The following is a 13,492-nucleotide window of genomic DNA, read 5'->3' on the forward strand; positions in this document are numbered from 1 at the left end:
CCGGAATGTAAAGAATTTGACATTCTTTCGCTTTGGTAAACGCTAGGCACGGAATCGACAAGGGAGTCAGATTATGCCCGCATCGACGATTGCCATCCTCGCCATCTATCTCGGCTTTGCCGTTCTCGAGCTCTGGCGCACGAATCTTTTCCGCAAGGGAGAGCAGGTTCGCGACGATGGGATTGTTGAAGCGGTCAGCATCGTTGTCCTGCTTGGCTTCACGCAGCCAGCCGTACTTTTCACCTCGGCAACATTGGCCGGGATTGTCGCACCTGAATGGGCGGGGGCGCTTTCGGGCATCAACATATTCCTCGCGATCGGGCTCTTTTTGATCCTCGACGACATGATGCAGTATTGGTGGCACCGCGCGAGCCACAGCTTCCATTGGCTCTACAATCTACACCGCGCGCACCATAACGCTCGCTACATGAGCGTCCGCCTCGTCTACCGGAACAACATCTTCTACTATGCAATGATGCCGGGCATCTGGCTGTCCGGCGTGCTGATCTATCTTGGCCTCGGCTGGGTCTATGCAGGCTACATCGTCGTGAAGCTGTTGGTCATCACCGGCGCCCATTCGGACGTGGCATGGGACAAGCCGCTTTACGCGATCAAGTGGCTGTCGCCGCTAATGTGGGTGGTGGAACGGACGATCTCGACGCCTGCGACGCATCATGCTCACCATGGTCGCCACGCGCACGATCCCGCAACACAGTACAAGGGCAATTACGGAAACCTGCTGTTCTTCTGGGATGTCCTGTTCGGTACGGCCAAGATCACCCGGGAATACCCGGAAAGTTACGGTGTCGAAAACCTCGCACCGGCAACGCTGGGGCAGCAGTTGCTCTGGCCTATCTTTCCGGAGAACAAGGACATGGGCGAAAAAGTTGGAGAGGGGGCAGCGGTAGACGCTGCCTGACGGAAAGGCCGGGCGGCCCGCGAGAGGACGCCCGGCCTTTCTTGTTCCGGTTTGAAAATCAGCCCTCGAAACTGGTTTCGAGAGTAATCTCGCAGGTGAGCAACTTCGAGATGGGGCAATTTGCCTTGGCATCGGCGGCCAGCTCTTCGAACTTTGCCTGCTCCATTCCAGAAACCTTCCCCTTCGTCGAAAGGGCGGACTTGGTGACGGTGAAGCCGCCATCTTCCTTTTCCAGGGTTACTTCTGCGCTGGTGACCACCCGCCCATCGGTAAAGCCAGCTTCCGCCAGCTTGAACGAAAGCGCCATGGTGAAGCAGCTAGCGTGCGCAGCAGCGATAAGTTCTTCCGGGTTGGTACCCGGCGCATCTTCGAAGCGCGTGTTGAAACCATAGGGCTGGGCAGCAAGCGCACCCGAGCCGGTCGAGACGTGGCCCTTGCCGTCTTTGCCAAGGCCTTCGTAAGTTGCGCTTCCGCTATTTGTCGTTTTCATCGGGAAATCTCCTTCCCTGATGAGACGGATGGGTAGCGCGTAGCGTTCCCCGCCGATCAGATAATGCCGACCGCCTTGCCTGCCTGTTCGAAGATAGCGAGAATTTTGCCGACTTCATCTTCGCTATGCTCGGCGCACAGCGAACAGCGCAGCAACGTCATGTTTGCCGGTGTTGCTGGCGGTCTTGCAAGGTTCACATACAGCCCGCCCTTGATCAGGGCTTCCCACATGGCAGCGCCTTGCTGCAAGTCAGGCATGATCACGGCAATGATCGCGCTTTGCGGTTCTTCAGTGCCCAGCTTGAACCCGAGGTCCTTGAGCCCCTTGTGGAGGTTCTTGGAATTTTCCCAAAGATGGGCGCGCTTTTCAGACCCGTGCATCAGCTTGCGGATCGATGTGCAAGCGGTGGCCACCACGCTTGGCGGGAGCGAAGCGGTGAACACATAGGGGCGGCAAACCAGCCGCATGATGTCGAACTTGGGATGATTGGAAACGCAGAAGCCGCCGACCGTACCCACGCTCTTGGAGAATGTGCCAATGATGAAATCAACATCATCCATGACCCCGGTGCTTTCGACAACGCCGCGGCCGTTTTCACCGATGAAGCCCATTGAATGAGCTTCGTCGACTAGGATCATTGCGCCGTATTTCTTGGCGATAGCGACCATTTCCTTGAGCGGGGCGACATCGCCCAGCATGGAATAGACACCTTCGAGGATCACCAGCTTCCCGGCATCTTCCGGAATGCGGCGCAGGCGTTTTTCCAGCGCTTCGATGTCATTGTGCTTGAACGGCACGACTTCGGCATTCCCCATCGCGCAGCCGTCCCAGATGCTGGCATGGCTATCGATGTCGAGAACGACGTAATCGCCCTTGCCCGCAATGGTCGAGATGATCCCGAGGTTTGCCTGGTAACCGGTGGAGAAGACCATCGCGTGGTCCATGCCGTAGAAGTCCTTCAGGGCCTCTTCAACATCCTTGTGCCCTTGATACGTGCCATTGAGGACGCGGCTACCGGTCGTGCCCGATCCATAATCGGCCAGCGCCTGCTTGCCTGCCTCGATCACGTCGGGGTCGAAGGTCATGCCCATGTAATTGTAGGTGCCGAGCAGAATGGTCTCGCGCCCGTTGCAGATTGCACGGGTCGGGCTGAGAACCTTTTCCATCACGAGATTGTACGGATCTTCTATCCCGGTCGACAGGATGCTCTCGCGCAGCGCGATCATATCGTCGAACTTGGAGAACAGATCCTTGCTTTCGCCTTTCAGCGTCTGCGGCTGATCGGGCTGGGAAATGCCTTCGCTCATGATGCGCCCTGAGATTTGTGTACGGCGTCGACCAGCTGGCCATACTTTTCGATTTCGGCCTGTTGGTTCATCGAGATGATGATGTCGAATTCGTCCTCGATCTCGGCGACGAAATCCATGACAGTCAGGCTGTCGAACTCCAGATCGTTCTGGAAGCTCGTCTCCTCGGTGATGGTAACGCCCTTCTTGTTGAAGGGTTCTGCAATCTCGCGAATCTTCGCGTCGACTTCGGCTCGGTCCATGAAGGGTCCAGTCCTTGTATAATGCGCGGCGACCCGCAGTGAGTGCAGATCGTAACTACTAAGGCGGCAAAGCGGTTTCCGCCCCTGCTTGTCAAGCGTGGGGGCGCGTTCTCATTCTGCGACAAGGCGGCGGACGGCCGCCATGAAGGGGCCGATCGACACCGGTTTGGCAAGATAATCCTCTGCCCCGGCACCGCGAATCCGTTCCTCGTCGCCCTTGCCGGCATAAGCAGTGACCGCGAGAACCGGCACCTTGGCGAGTTCCCGATCATCCTTGATCTGTGCAATCAGGTCCACGCCGCTGACGCCGGGAAGCTGGATATCCATGATGACGAGATCAGGCGCGAATTTGCGCGCGGTGGCAAGCACATTGCTGCCATCTGCAACCGGAACGACTTCGTGCCCGTTCGCCTTGAGGACGTCGCAGAACAATTTCCGATTTAGGTCGTTATCCTCGACAACGAGTATTCTCTTTGCCACGTGACTGCCGCCTCCTGCGAATGAGCGTCGGGGCATAGGGACAAGCGAAAGGGCTGACAATTCCACACCGGGACAAATCGGACGAAACACGCGCACCGGAAGTTCTGGCGCTGGAGGCGCTTGGCTGGGCTCTGGTAGACGAGCGGCGTGCCGAACGCCTGCTTTCGCTAACCGGCCTGACGCCAGAGCGCCTGCGCCACGGCATTGGCGAGCGTTCGGTCCAGGCGGCAATCCTCGAATTCCTCGCAAATCACGAGCCCGACCTTATCTCGGCAGCAGACGCGCTGGGCACAACGCCCGAAGCGCTGATTGCTGCACACAGGAGCCTATCCGCATGAGCCGCCCGCTGATCATTTCCGATTGCGACGAAGTCCTGCTCTACATGGTCTCGCCATTCCGTGACTGGCTGGACGAGGAGCAGGGGATCGAGTTTCACATGGGCACAAATGATTTTTCGCAGGCCCTGCGCTGGCAAGAGAACGGAGAAGTTCTAGCGCCGGAGGAGATCTGGCGGATGCTGGGCAAGTTCTTCGACACCGAGATGCACCGGCAGTCGCCGATCCCCGGTGCCATCGAAGGGATCAACGCGCTTGGCGAAAAAGCCGATGTCGTCATCCTGACGAACCTCGTCGACAAGCGCCAGCAGATGCGTACCGAGCAACTGGCCGACCATGGCCTGGATGCGCGCGTTTTCACGAACCAGGGCCCCAAGGGTCCGGCGCTGCAGAAAATCCTCGACGAGTACAATCCGACCAAGGCGATCTTCATCGACGATCTGGCGCAGCATCATCGCTCCGCCCGCGAAACGATAGGTAGCATTACCACGCTGCATCTTTGCGGGGAGCCCATGTTGGCGCCCCATATCGACTGCGCACATACATCTGGGCACGCCGATGCGCGGATCGATACGTGGGACCATGCCCTTCCGTGGTTGATGGGCGAACTGGAGAAAGAACCCGCATGAACATCGAAGCAAGACTGACCGAACTTGGTATCACCCTGCCGCAGGCAGCGGCTCCGGTGGCGAGCTATCAGCCGATCGTCATTGCAGGCGAGACGGCCTACATTTCCGGCCAGCTCCCGTTCGTTGACGGCAAGCTGGTAACCGGCAAGCTGGGCGCCGCTGTGACGCTTGAACAAGGGCAGCAAGCGGCCCGTGCTTGCGGACTGATGATCATTGCGCAGCTGAAGGCTGCGGGTCTTCTCGAACGTGTCGCGCAAGTGGTAAAGTTGGGCGGTTTCGTGGCCAGCACTCCCGATTTTTCCGACCAGCCCAAGGTCGTGAACGGCACAAGCGATCTCATGTTCGAAGTCTTCGGAGATGCGGGCCTGCACGCCCGCAGTGCAGTGGGCGTACCCGTCCTTCCGCTCGATGCTGCAGTAGAGGTCGACGCGATTGTCGCTATTCGCCCCGCTTGATCGGATCATCGTGCCGTCTCCGGACCCGGACCGGACTGGATGGCTGCGCGACTGGACCTATGCCCACCGAGGGCTGCACAGTCCGGGAATTCCCGAAAATTCGCTTGCCGGTTTCGAGCTCGCAGCTGAGCAGGGGCTTGGCATCGAATGCGATATCCAGCGCAGCCGCGACGATGCAGCCATGCTGGTTCATGACTGGGAGCTCGAGCGGCTGACCGGCATCTCCGGACGCCTGGCGGACTATAGCGCGGACCAGCTCGCACAGATCGCCTTCCTGGACAGTGAGCACAAGCTTGCCCGGCTGGACGACCTGCTCGAAATCGCTGCGGGCCGGGTTCCGCTGCTCATCGAGATAAAGTCCCGGCGCCGCTATGATGTCGAAGAAAGCTGCGCAGCTGTTCGCGATGCCCTCGCGGGTTATGACGGCCTGCACGCGGTGATGAGCTTCGATCCCCGTGTAAGCCGGTGGTTTGCAGAACACTCGCCGGAAACGGTGCGCGGTCTCGTAATGCGCGAAGACGAACATGGAATGACGCAGCAAGCATGGCAGCGCCGCCTGGCGCTGTGGTTCGCAAAGCCCGAATTCATCGCATATCACGTTGCGGCGCTTCCCAGCCCCATGGTGGCGGGTCTCCGGAAACGCGGAATGCCGGTGCTGACATGGACAGTGAATTCTCCTGAAACCCGCGCTGTCGGGCTGCGCCATGCCGATGCCTTGATCGCCGAGGGAGAAGGGCTGGCGTGAGCGAACTTGCCGCGAGAGTGGCCGGATCGGTCGGCGCGATAGACCGCGCCGCCTGGAACGCGCTGGCGGGCGACAATCCATTCGTCAGCCATGAATTTCTGACGGCACTCGAAGATTCCGGCAGCGTCGATGCAGGTACCGGCTGGCAAAGTGCGCCGCTGGTAATCTCGGCCGAGGGCGGGCCGCCGCTTGCCGCGATGCCCGCCTATCTCAAGGGCCACAGTCAGGGCGAGTTCGTGTTCGATCATGCATGGGCGGACGCATATGAGCGGGCAGGGGGCCAATATTACCCCAAGCTGCAAATCGCCGTTCCATTCACGCCGGCAACGGGACCGCGGCTGCTACTGTCCGACACTTCGCTTGCAAGGCCGCTGCTTTCCGCGGCGGAGCATCTTTGCCTGCAGAACGGATTTTCAAGCGCCCATGCGACCTTCATTGAACCGGATCAGGTCCCGCTGTTCGAACAGGCCGGTTGGATGCTGCGCAAGGACATCCAGTTCCATTGGCAGAACCGGGATTTTGCCAGCTTCGAAGACTTTCTCGGCACACTCACTTCTCGCAAGCGCAAGGATTTGCGCAAGGAGCGCGCAGCGGGACAACAAGGTCTGGAAATCGTCCGGCTACGCGGTGGCGACATCAAGCCGGCGCATTGGGATGCCTTCTGGTTGTTCTACCAAGACACCGGCGCGCGCAAATGGGGGCAACCCTATCTGACCCGCGATGCATTTGACCTCTTCAGCCAGCGGATGGGCGACCGGTTGATGCTCGTACTGGCTCTGGAGGAAGGGACGCCGATCGCCGGAGCGCTCAATTTCATTGGGGGGGAGGCACTTTACGGGCGATATTGGGGCTGCACGAAGGACGTGCGGTTCCTGCATTTCGAACTATGTTACTATCAGGCGATCGATGCCGCCATCGAACTGGGCCTGTCCCGCGTCGAGGCGGGTGCACAGGGCGGTCACAAGCTTGCCAGGGGGTACGAACCGGTCGAAACCGTGTCGGCTCACTGGATTGCAGATCCGGGTTTTCGCGAAGCGATTTCGGATTTTCTCGAACGAGAGCGTGCGGGAATCGCTTCCGACAGAAATTACCTGGCAGATCGCCTGCCATTCCGGCGCGGCGAATGAATTGTCAGGCGACCTTGCGCTGGCCTTCGCTGAGCCACTGACGCGCACGGCGCTGGGCTTCTGAAATTTCTCGGGCAGTCATTTCGTCGGAAATATCGGCGCGGCACCATGCGGCCTCTTCGTGACCTTTCGATGCGGCGATGTTGAACCATTTGTGGGCCTCGATCATGTCGCACGCAACGCCGTGGCTGCCGGTCGAAAACGCTACGCCAAGGTCGTAAAGCGCGTCGGTGCTGCCTTGTTCATACGCACCCAGATACTGGGCGATGGTCGCCTCGCCCTGGCTGTTCTGGTCGATCCGGCCTGCGCCGCCTTCGATGCTGGTAAGTACGGTCATTTTGAACTCCCCCCTAAGTCCGGCCCCCCGGCCGGTTGAGGACAGTCCTCCCCCTTTATGGTCAATAAAAGGTTAACGCCGATTGTTACAAATCAATCGGGGTGGCGCCGGTTCTGCGATGAAATTGCCACAGGCTGGGGACAGTCTTCCTGATTGCTCCTTGTGCCGTTCACAGGTGCGACCTATAGGCCGCGCCATCGACAGGCGGCGTGGTACCGGAAACATCCGGACTGGCGGGTTAACGCGGCCACTTGTGATGATGGGAAGAAGGATAAAGAGGTCAATGGCCACTTCGGCTTCGAATGTTTCCGAAAAGCTAGAACAGGCAAGGGCTGCGGTCGATCCGGACTATGTCCCTTCGGATGACGAAGAATACATGAGCGAACGCCAGCTCAACTATTTCAGAATGTTATTGCTCGACTGGAAGAAGTCGATTCACGATGCAGCCGGGCACACGCTGCAGTCGCTGAAAGATGGCCCCATCCGCGAGCCTGATCTGAACGATCGCGCGAGCTCGGAAACCGACTGGGGGATTGAACTCAGGACCCGTGACCGCCAGCGCAAACTTATCGCAAAAATCGATTCCGCCCTGCGCAATATCGACAAGGGCGAATACGGTTATTGCGAAGTGACCGGTGATCCTATCGGCCTGCGCCGACTGATTGCCCGTCCCGTTGCGACCATGACAGTCGAAGCTCAGACTGCGCATGAGCGCAAGGAAAAGGTATCGCGCGACGATTGATGGCGGAGCGAATTGTTGCCGCTCGGGTAACCATTTCTTCATTTGTAAAACGCTAGATTTTGCCCTTGGGGCATGGCTCGTTAAGTCGTGCATTAACAGTGTAATGGCGGAGTCGGCGCACTTGTCTATGATGGACACGCGAAACCTTAATCGGGACAGCCTTTTCCTGACGGCCGTGCTACGCCGCGATGCCGATTCCGACGGCACTACCATCAAGGTCCGTAATCTGTCCGATGGCGGAATGATGGCGGAGGGGGTTCTGGCACTGTCTCGCGGCGATCGTTTGACTGTCGAACTGCGCAATCTCAAGCCCGTGGCCGGCACCGTTGCGTGGACACAGGGCAACCGCGTCGGCATTGCGTTCGACGAAGAAATCGACGCCAAGGCGGCACGCGCTCGGCCCGCTGCCTCGCAGGCCGAGGCTCCGCGGTATTCCCGGCCAATCGGCATCCCTAACCATGGCGTGGGCGCGGTCCGCAAAGTCTGACCTGCTTGCGTGATCGCGCTGCGCTGCTAACTCGGCACCATGCGCTTCATCCTTGCAACTCTCATCCTCATCGGTCTCGCCGCATGCGAGAACGTGGGCGATGATGGGATTGTCGATGTCGTATATATCGGCCAGTCGGAAGACGTCTTCGAACAGGGCTTGCGCATTGGCCCGGCGGCGCAGCTTGTCCGCGCATCGACACAGCAGGGCCTTGTCCGGCTGAATGCGCCAGGTGAGGTTGTTCCGGGCCTTGCCGAACGCTGGATCGTTACCGACGACGGCGAAAGCTACATTTTCCGGATTTCCGAATTCGACCTTCCAGGTGGCAAGCGTCTGACCGCCGAAGTGGTTCGCGCTTCACTGGTGCGCAGTATCGCGCGGCTCGATGGCACCAGCCTTGGCCTCGACCTGGCCAAGGTCGCTGAAGTGCGCGCCATGACCGGCCGCGTGGTCGAAATCCGTTTGAAAAGCCCGATGCCGGGATTCCTGCAACTTCTCGCTCAGCCCGAGCTGGGAATAGCGCCGGATGTTGCCCGTACCGGACCGCTTTCGTCCTCGCGTTCGGAAAATGTACTGATGCTGGAGGCCATGCCGCCCGAGCTTCGCGGCGGGCCCGTCCAGCCCGACTGGGGCGAGGGGCTGCGCACGGTTCGCTTCCAGTCGCTTGATGCGGAAACGGCGGCAAGAGGGTTCGACCAGGGCCACTTTGACCTGATGCTCGGCGGGCGCGTGCAGGATCTGCCGCGTGCATCGACGAATACTTTTTCGCGGGCCACGGTGCGGCTCGATTCGGCCATTGGATTGTTCGGTCTCGATGTAGTCGGGAGAAGCGGGTTTCTCGCATCCGCCGACAATCGCGAAGCCATCGCACTCGCAATCGACCGCGATGCCATTGCCGGCGCTCTGGGGATCGGCGGCTGGGCGGTAACAGCGAGCATAGTTCCCGAGGGATTGCCGGGCGTGGGCGCCGATGAAACCGAGCGTTGGCCGGGTTTATCACTCGAAGAGCGCCGGGCCCGCGCTTCGCAGCGCGTTTCAGCGTGGCGGTCCGGCGGCGGGATCGGTCCGGCCATCTCCATCGCGCTGCCAGAAGGTCCAGGCTCTGACATCCTGTTCGACCGTCTTGCAGCGGACCTTTCGGCTGTAGGTATTACTGCTGAACGTGCAGACAAGCGCGCAGGTGCCGATCTCGTTCTGCGCGACCGGGTGGCGCGTTTCTCCGGCGCACGCTGGTTTCTAAACCAGTTCAACTGCAGGGTTGCTCCGCGCGTTTGTTCACAAGATGCCGATTTCCTCGTCTCGCTGGCCGTCGATGCAGCAAATCCCGCTGAGGAGGCGTCCTATCTCGCAGAAGCCGAGCAAACCCTGACTGCGACAAATTATTTCATTCCGCTTGGTTCACCCATTCGCTGGGCCCAGGTGACGTCCGATGCACAGGGCTTTGCAGAGAACCCTTGGGCATTCCATCCCTTGTTCCCGCTCACCCGTGCGCCCATCTAAGGGACATGGAAGACAACCGCCTGACCCCGATCGAGCCTTATTCACCCCGCGAAGAAAGCGGTAATCCTCGCGCGTCTGCGCAGGGTTTCGGGTTCGAAATCCCAACCGGCTCCGATCCTCATTCGATCCGGCGCCGGGTAGAAGCGCTGGAAATGGTGCTCGAGCGCAGCATGGTCCTGCCGGGGACGAATTACCGGATCGGTCTTGATACGATCGTGGGTCTGGTTCCTGTCGTCGGCGACATCATCACGGCGGCGATGGGCAGCTACATCGTGTGGGAAGCGCGCAACCTTGGCCTTCCAAAATGGAAGCTTTGGCACATGATGGGGCGGGTTGGCCTGGATACGGCAGTTGGCGCGGTACCGGTCGTTGGCGATGCCTTTGACCTTGTCTACCGCTCCAACACGAAGAACCTGAAGACCATCAAGAAGCATCTCGACAAGCATCACCCCGAGACGCGCGTCATCGACCAGTAGTTTCACCTGCGGCCATTGCACGGCCCGCGCTTGCCCCATAAGGCTGCGCGCATGACGCAGGACGTTACCTATTCCTCCTATCTCGATCTCGAGCGGATACTTGCCGCTCAGCATCCTTCATCGGACGCGCACGACGAGATGCTTTTCATCATCGTTCACCAGGCCAGCGAGCTGTGGCTCAAACTGTGCCTCCATGAACTGTTCGCTGCCCGCGAGTGCATTGTTGATGACCGGCTGAGGCCCTCGTTCAAGATGCTCGCCCGTGTGGCTCGCGCACAGGGGCAGCTGATACAGAGCTGGGATGTGCTCAGCACCATGACCCCGCATGATTATTCGACCATTCGCCCGCACCTTGGCGGGTCGAGCGGGTTCCAGAGCGCGCAGTACCGGATGATGGAATTCCTGCTCGGCGGCCGGAACCCCGACATGATCACGATGCACGAGGCGACACCTGATGTGGCCGCGGACCTGCGCGCCGAAATGGGCCGCAAGAGCATTTATGCCGAGGTTGTCGATCTGCTCTCGCGGCGCGGGTTCGACATTCCGCAAGACGTGCTTGGGCGCGATGTCGGTGCGGCTTGGGAGCATTCGGAAGCGGTCGAAGCCGCCTGGGCCGAGATCTACCGTAATCCCAAAGAGCATTGGGACCTTTATGAACTGGCCGAAAAGCTGGTCGATCTGGAATATCACTTCCAGCGCTGGCGGTTCGGCCATCTGAAAACGGTCGAACGCATCATCGGCTTCAAGCGAGGTACCGGCGGCACTCCCGGTGTCCCCTATCTGGCCGGAGTGCTGAAAAGCGCCTTCTTCCCCGAATTGCTAAGCGTCAGGACAGCCATATGAGTTCGTGGCGCAGTTCGCGGCGGATCTGGGACATCAGCCAGACTTTGCGACCTGGCCTGCCGGTCTGGCCGGGTGATACCGACTTTGCGTTCGAACGGACGTGGAAGATGGAAGAGGGCTCGCCGGTCAATGTCGGCAAGATGACCATGACCACCCATTCGGGCACTCACGCCGATGCCCCGCTACATTATGCGGCAGACGGAATGGATGCAGCGGCGATGGAACTCGACGCCTTCATTGGCGAATGCCTGGTCGTGGATGCACGCAAGGTTTCCGGCGAGATAGACGTTGCGGATCTGCCCGATCTGGAAAGTGCCGACCGCGTGCTGTTTCGCACATGGGACGCGTTCCCGCATGATGCGTGGCGCAGCGACTGGAAGCCCATTTCGGCAGAAGCGATCGAATGGCTGGCCCTGCAGGGCGTCAAGCTGGTCGGGACCGATGCGCCATCGGTGGACCCGCAGGAATCCAAGACGATGGCCGCCCATCATGCCGTCGCGAAGCACGACATGCGCATCCTCGAAGGCCTGGTGCTCGATGATGTCGAAGAAGGGCGGTACGAGTTGGTGGCCTTGCCGCTGAAAGTGGGCGGCGGCGATGCCGGACTGACCCGCGCAATCTTGCGAGAACTACGCGATGCTTGAACGTGCGAAGAGCCTTGATGCTGCCGATCCGCTGGCCAAATTTCGCGAGCGCTTCGATGTGCCCGGCGGCGTCATCTACCTCGATGGGAACTCCCTCGGCTGCCTTCCGCGCGCCACGCCCGCGAGGTTGGAGCAGGTCGTGCGGGAGGAATGGGGTCGCGATCTCATTCGCAGCTGGAACAGCGCCGACTGGATCAATCTGCCGCAGCGTGTCGGAGCGAAGATTGCACCGCTGATCGGGGCGCAGCCGCATGAGGTCATCGCCTGCGACAGCGTATCGGTGAACCTTTACAAACTTATCTCGGCTGCGCTCCGCATGCGTCCGGGCCGCAAAGTCGTGCTGAGCGAAGCGGGCAATTTCCCGACCGACGTCTACATGATTGAAGGCCTTGAGCAGCAGGGGCTTGCGGAGCGCCGACTGTCGGACCGTGGCGACTTGCTGGAAGCGCTGGACGAAGATGTCGCGCTCCTGCTTCTCACGCACGCGCACTACAAGACCGGCGAAGTCTTCGATATGGAAGCGATCACCCGCGCTGCCCATGACAAGGGCGCACTCGTGTTGTGGGACCTGTCGCATTCGGGCGGCGCGTTGCCGGTCGATCTCAACGCCCGCAATGCCGATTTCGCAGTCGGCTGCGGCTACAAATACTTCAACGGCGGCCCCGGCGCGCCGGCCTATGCCTTCGTGGCCGAGAGGCACCATTCGGATGCGCAGCAACCGCTCAGCGGCTGGATGGGCCACGCCACACCCTTTGCATTCAGCGATGACTACACGCCCGCTCCGGGCGTTGACCGGTTGCTGTGCGGTACGCCGGGAATTCTGGGTCTGGCAGCGATGGAAGTCGGCGTAGACCTGATCGCCGAAATCGGGATCGAGCCGCTCCATTCAAAATCGCAAAAGCTCTCCGAATTCTTCCGCCAATGCCTCTTGGAAAGCGGGCTGGACCTTGAATTGGTCAGTCCGATCGACCCGGCACAGCGCGGCAGCCAGCTGTCGTTCCGGCACGAGGATGCCTATGCCATTTGCCAGGCGCTGATCGCGCGAGGGGTCATCGGCGACTTCCGCGATCCCGACATCCTGCGCTTCGGCTTCGCACCGGCATATTTGCGCTTCGAGGATATGGCCGAGGCCGCGCGGCATCTGGCGGAAGTGCTGGAGACCGAGGAATGGCAGCGTAAAGAATTCCGCGAGCGGGCAGCGGTGACCTAGGCCGGCAATCAGTACCGGGTCAGTCCGCCACCTTGCCGCTTTTGGCGCGATATTCCTCAATTGTCATCGCATCGGCATAACCCTCGTCCTCCGGAGCAACGCAGTTGCCGGTGACAACGACATTGCCGAACATGCCGCCCTGCGATTCCGCCGTGGGTTCGGCAATGCGCATATCGGGGCCTCTCGCCTCGCAAATATCTGCCAACTTGTTGGCTGCGCTATCAAAGCCCATCGAAACGCAGCCCGCCAAAGTTGCCGCCACCGGCAGGAGGCACAGGATAGTAAATCGCTTCATGAATGAGGTGATCCTTGCGCCAGGATCGGCGCCAACTCTCTAATAATCCTGCCGATTTAACCGAACAAGAGAAAAATGTGCGGCAATCTCCGCGGGGGTGAACGAGTTTGTACGTCCCCCGCAGCCGTTCCAGCGGCTAGTCTTCGCAATCGCCGTAATTATCGTCGTTGGGAGGCCATATGGCGCATGACCGGATCAATCTGCGCCTTGAGGCCCCGTAACATGAACC

The 13,492-nt window shown here is 60.1% G+C and carries 19 protein-coding genes; 13 read left to right on the forward strand and 6 right to left on the reverse strand.

The window, feature by feature from the left end:
* Positions 1 to 73 precede the first annotated feature (73 nt).
* Positions 74 to 919, forward strand: a complete 846-nt coding sequence (locus K3166_RS00320; RefSeq protein WP_221422734.1) for a sterol desaturase family protein — start codon at positions 74 to 76, stop codon at positions 917 to 919.
* A gap of 58 nt (positions 920 to 977) precedes the next feature.
* On the opposite strand, the gene K3166_RS00325 is transcribed toward K3166_RS00320, so the two are convergent.
* The 4 genes from K3166_RS00325 to K3166_RS00340 all read right to left on the reverse strand — a co-directional run bounded on the left by K3166_RS00325 (position 978) and on the right by K3166_RS00340 (position 3,438).
* Positions 978 to 1,409 (reverse strand): OsmC family protein, encoded by a 432-nt coding sequence (locus tag K3166_RS00325; protein WP_221422735.1) that lies wholly within the window; start codon positions 1,407 to 1,409, stop codon positions 978 to 980.
* A gap of 56 nt (positions 1,410 to 1,465) precedes the next feature.
* Positions 1,466 to 2,716: a serine palmitoyltransferase gene (spt, locus tag K3166_RS00330; protein ID WP_221422736.1), complete on the reverse strand. Its 1,251-nt coding sequence runs from the start codon at positions 2,714 to 2,716 to the stop codon at positions 1,466 to 1,468.
* Positions 2,713 to 2,958 carry an acyl carrier protein gene (locus K3166_RS00335; RefSeq protein WP_221422737.1) on the reverse strand — a complete coding sequence of 82 codons (246 nt, stop codon included), beginning with the start codon at positions 2,956 to 2,958 and terminating at the stop codon, positions 2,713 to 2,715. Before K3166_RS00335 ends, spt begins: the two co-directional genes overlap by 4 nt.
* Positions 2,959 to 3,069: 111 nt before the next feature.
* Positions 3,070 to 3,438, reverse strand: a complete 369-nt coding sequence (locus K3166_RS00340; protein ID WP_221422738.1) for a response regulator — start codon at positions 3,436 to 3,438, stop codon at positions 3,070 to 3,072.
* A 53-nt stretch (positions 3,439 to 3,491) separates the two neighbouring features.
* Here K3166_RS00340 and K3166_RS00345 point away from each other — a divergent pair, with 53 nt between their 5' ends.
* Genes K3166_RS00345 through K3166_RS00365 form a run of 5 tightly spaced genes read left to right on the forward strand, consistent with a single transcriptional unit; the run spans position 3,492 to position 6,729 of the window.
* Positions 3,492 to 3,776: a DUF3572 domain-containing protein gene (locus K3166_RS00345; RefSeq protein WP_247714803.1), complete on the forward strand. Its 285-nt coding sequence runs from the start codon at positions 3,492 to 3,494 to the stop codon at positions 3,774 to 3,776.
* Positions 3,773 to 4,402, forward strand: a complete 630-nt coding sequence (locus K3166_RS00350) for an HAD family hydrolase (protein WP_221422739.1) — start codon at positions 3,773 to 3,775, stop codon at positions 4,400 to 4,402. Before K3166_RS00345 ends, K3166_RS00350 begins: the two co-directional genes overlap by 4 nt.
* Entirely contained in the window at positions 4,399 to 4,857 is a 459-nt protein-coding gene (locus K3166_RS00355; protein ID WP_221422740.1) for a RidA family protein, read from the forward strand. The genes K3166_RS00350 and K3166_RS00355 overlap by 4 nt, the downstream gene beginning before the upstream one ends.
* Complete coding sequence (locus K3166_RS00360; RefSeq protein WP_221422741.1) at positions 4,835 to 5,602, forward strand: glycerophosphodiester phosphodiesterase family protein; 768 nt, start codon at positions 4,835 to 4,837, stop codon at positions 5,600 to 5,602. Before K3166_RS00355 ends, K3166_RS00360 begins: the two co-directional genes overlap by 23 nt.
* Positions 5,599 to 6,729 carry a GNAT family N-acetyltransferase gene (locus K3166_RS00365; RefSeq protein ID WP_221422742.1) on the forward strand — a complete coding sequence of 377 codons (1,131 nt, stop codon included), beginning with the start codon at positions 5,599 to 5,601 and terminating at the stop codon, positions 6,727 to 6,729. Before K3166_RS00360 ends, K3166_RS00365 begins: the two co-directional genes overlap by 4 nt.
* Before the next feature lie 4 nt (positions 6,730 to 6,733).
* On the opposite strand, the gene K3166_RS00370 is transcribed toward K3166_RS00365, so the two are convergent.
* Positions 6,734 to 7,066 (reverse strand): SEL1-like repeat protein, encoded by a 333-nt coding sequence (locus K3166_RS00370; RefSeq protein WP_221422743.1) that lies wholly within the window; start codon positions 7,064 to 7,066, stop codon positions 6,734 to 6,736.
* A gap of 283 nt (positions 7,067 to 7,349) precedes the next feature.
* On the opposite strand from K3166_RS00370, the gene dksA reads away from it, so the two are divergent.
* The 7 genes from dksA to kynU all read left to right on the forward strand — a co-directional run bounded on the left by dksA (position 7,350) and on the right by kynU (position 12,968).
* Positions 7,350 to 7,808, forward strand: a complete 459-nt coding sequence (gene dksA / locus K3166_RS00375) for an RNA polymerase-binding protein DksA (protein WP_221422744.1) — start codon at positions 7,350 to 7,352, stop codon at positions 7,806 to 7,808.
* A 127-nt stretch (positions 7,809 to 7,935) separates the two neighbouring features.
* Positions 7,936 to 8,295: a PilZ domain-containing protein gene (locus tag K3166_RS00380; protein ID WP_221422745.1), complete on the forward strand. Its 360-nt coding sequence runs from the start codon at positions 7,936 to 7,938 to the stop codon at positions 8,293 to 8,295.
* Positions 8,296 to 8,334: 39 nt separating this feature from the next.
* On the forward strand, positions 8,335 to 9,795 hold the full coding sequence (locus K3166_RS00385; RefSeq protein ID WP_221422746.1) for an ABC transporter substrate-binding protein: 1,461 nt from the start codon (positions 8,335 to 8,337) through the stop codon (positions 9,793 to 9,795).
* Positions 9,796 to 9,800: 5 nt separating this feature from the next.
* A complete protein-coding gene (locus K3166_RS00390; protein ID WP_221422747.1) occupies positions 9,801 to 10,271 on the forward strand; it encodes a DUF4112 domain-containing protein in 471 nt (156 codons plus the stop codon).
* A gap of 51 nt (positions 10,272 to 10,322) precedes the next feature.
* Positions 10,323 to 11,114, forward strand: a complete 792-nt coding sequence (locus K3166_RS00395) for a tryptophan 2,3-dioxygenase (RefSeq protein WP_221422748.1) — start codon at positions 10,323 to 10,325, stop codon at positions 11,112 to 11,114.
* A complete protein-coding gene (gene kynB, locus K3166_RS00400; RefSeq protein WP_221422749.1) occupies positions 11,111 to 11,758 on the forward strand; it encodes an arylformamidase in 648 nt (215 codons plus the stop codon). Before K3166_RS00395 ends, kynB begins: the two co-directional genes overlap by 4 nt.
* Positions 11,751 to 12,968, forward strand: a complete 1,218-nt coding sequence (gene kynU / locus K3166_RS00405; RefSeq protein ID WP_221422750.1) for a kynureninase — start codon at positions 11,751 to 11,753, stop codon at positions 12,966 to 12,968. Before kynB ends, kynU begins: the two co-directional genes overlap by 8 nt.
* 19 nt (positions 12,969 to 12,987) lie before the next feature.
* Here the strand turns inward: kynU and K3166_RS00410 are convergent, their stop codons facing one another.
* Positions 12,988 to 13,263 (reverse strand): hypothetical protein, encoded by a 276-nt coding sequence (locus tag K3166_RS00410; protein ID WP_221422751.1) that lies wholly within the window; start codon positions 13,261 to 13,263, stop codon positions 12,988 to 12,990.
* Positions 13,264 to 13,492 lie beyond the last annotated feature (229 nt).

This window comes from Qipengyuania psychrotolerans (assembly GCF_019711355.1).
GTDB classification, from domain to species: Bacteria; Pseudomonadota; Alphaproteobacteria; order Sphingomonadales; family Sphingomonadaceae; genus Qipengyuania; species Qipengyuania psychrotolerans.